The following is a 2,103-nucleotide window of genomic DNA, read 5'->3' as shown; positions in this document are numbered from 1 at the left end:
AGGACGAAGCGTCAGGCGAACTGGAGGAAGAGGAGGAAGAAGTCGAGCTGGAGGGGATTACCTTACGGATCGGCGTGTTCTTCGATGGTACCGGCAATAACCGATCCAACAGTGAAATGGTCGCCGAGTGCCATGCGCGGGATGTGGGGCTGGAAGAGCTGGCGGAGGACATTCGGCAGTTTTGTCAGGCTCATGGGTATGACGGCAAGGGGGGAGCGCCGGATAACAGTTATGGGAATGACAGCAGTAATGTGGCGAAGCTCCATGACCTGTACAACGATGACAGCGAACGTCGGCTCTCGGCAGATGAGAGCAAAGCGTCAATCCGTGTTTATCTGGAGGGTATTGGCACCAGTAGCGGAGCAGAAGATTCGCGTTACTCGCAGATGACCGGCAAAGGTGCGCAAGGCGTATTGGCGCGAGTTGAACAGAGTCCAGCGCATATTCTCGAAGTCGTTCGGCGGTTCGAACTTGCTAACCCTGACCGAAAAGTCGAGCGTATCGAATTCGATATCTTCGGTTTCAGCCGAGGCGCCGCTGCCGCGCGGCACTTCGCCAACGAAGTATTGAAAGGAGAACAGAGCCCTTTGGCGATGTTGCTGCCGGCCAACTCACCGCTGTTCGTCGAAGCGTTTGCCTGGCGGACCAAGACCGACGCCTCCATCAACTTCATCGGTATCTTCGACACCGTGGCTGCCGTCGCGAGCGTTTCCATTGGCGGCATCAGCGTCCACGATGCCAACAATCCTGGCGTCAACCTGTACCTGGCGCCGGACATGGCCAAAAAAGTCGTGCATCTGGTAGCGCGGGACGAGCGTCGCCACAACTTTTCGCTCAACAGTGCAGGCGCCGCCGATATCGTGTTGCCGGGCGTTCATTCTGACCTTGGTGGCGGTTATCTGCATCGCACCCCTGAGCACATTCTGCTCAGCAAGCCATTCCGTAGCCAGGAGGATGCTCACGTGTCCCCCATGAGATCCATTGCCTATCGCTGGACCCAAACCGAACTGCATCGCCTTCAGGATCAGCTCAACCTTCATGATCTGCCATTGCAGGTGCAAACCTGGGTGCTGAAGTTTGAACGCAAGGTCAAAGGTGACCACGAAAAGTGGCAGCATGTGTATGCGGCGGTCAGCAGCCAGCGGGAGGTGCGTAATGAACTGGCCTTGGTTTACCTGCGCATCATGCGTGAGTTGGGTGCAAGGCACGACGTGCCTTTCGACGACATCGACGATGAGGACCAAAAATATGCGTTGCCTGTTGAACTGCAACCCATCGCTCAAAAACTGATGGCTTACGCGCTGGGCGAAACCCGCCGCGCGGGTTTGAGCCTGGACGAAGAGGCTTTGCTCGTTGGGCGCTATATCCATCTCTCTGCGAACTGGAACGCCCTCAAAGGCTTCAAGAATAGCGATCTGGATATCGTGTTCATCAATCGTCCCGCCGAAAACCATGTGCGCGTGGTGCATCCCAATGTTTAAGAAAAGCTTTGTGCTGTTGATCGCCTTTTTTTTGGCCGGATGCACACTCGGAAAAAGTCGAGCGCTTCCTTATGAAACCTGGGACCTCCATTTCTTTGGGCCACCCTATATGGAAGCCTGGATTGAAACGGCTGATGTCGTTGATATCAATGAGCGAGTGTTTCGCGGGGCGGGCAGCGGAGGAGTGTCTACCGGTTATCCGAGGGCATTCAGTAAAGGCATACCAACGACGTTTCGCGGCCAACCCAAAGGATGGCCCAAGCATCCGGGCGGGAGTGGCCGTTATCTAACAGGCGCTGATCTACCCCGCTTGGTCTACGTACGCTGGCAGTCGCTGGCCGAGCCGCAAACTTATGAGGCGTATATTGAAATCCCCGAATCGGCTCGAACCACCATGCTCAAGGGCGAAAGGGCCTTTTGTGGTGCAGATGGTAAATGGATAACGGACTACCGAAAGCTGCTGATTGTTGGCTTGGCACCTGGCGGTATCGCCAAAGTGTATTTGGGTGGCCCTTGCCTGAAGTCGACCGAAGTCACTCGCGTACAAGGCACGATCAATCCCGAAGGCCCTTACGGCGGCACCTCCAACGGAAAACATCGACCCCTTTCAGAAGAATCCAAA

2 protein-coding genes are annotated in these 2,103 nt (G+C 55.7%); both read left to right on the top strand.

What is annotated here, in order from left to right:
• Positions 1–1,481 (top strand): T6SS phospholipase effector Tle1-like catalytic domain-containing protein (locus AC1DHT_RS29085; RefSeq protein ID WP_477750117.1); only part of this gene is annotated, 1,481 nt, incomplete at its 5' end.
• The coding region (locus AC1DHT_RS29080) for a DUF2931 family protein (protein WP_477761580.1) at positions 1,474–2,103 on the top strand (630 nt) is incomplete at its 3' end. The genes AC1DHT_RS29085 and AC1DHT_RS29080, both read left to right, overlap by 8 nt.

The organism is Pseudomonas sp. 05N432 (genome assembly GCF_056396945.1).
Note: the sequence above shows the minus strand (reverse complement) of the source record. Positions and strands in the feature narration are given on the sequence as shown.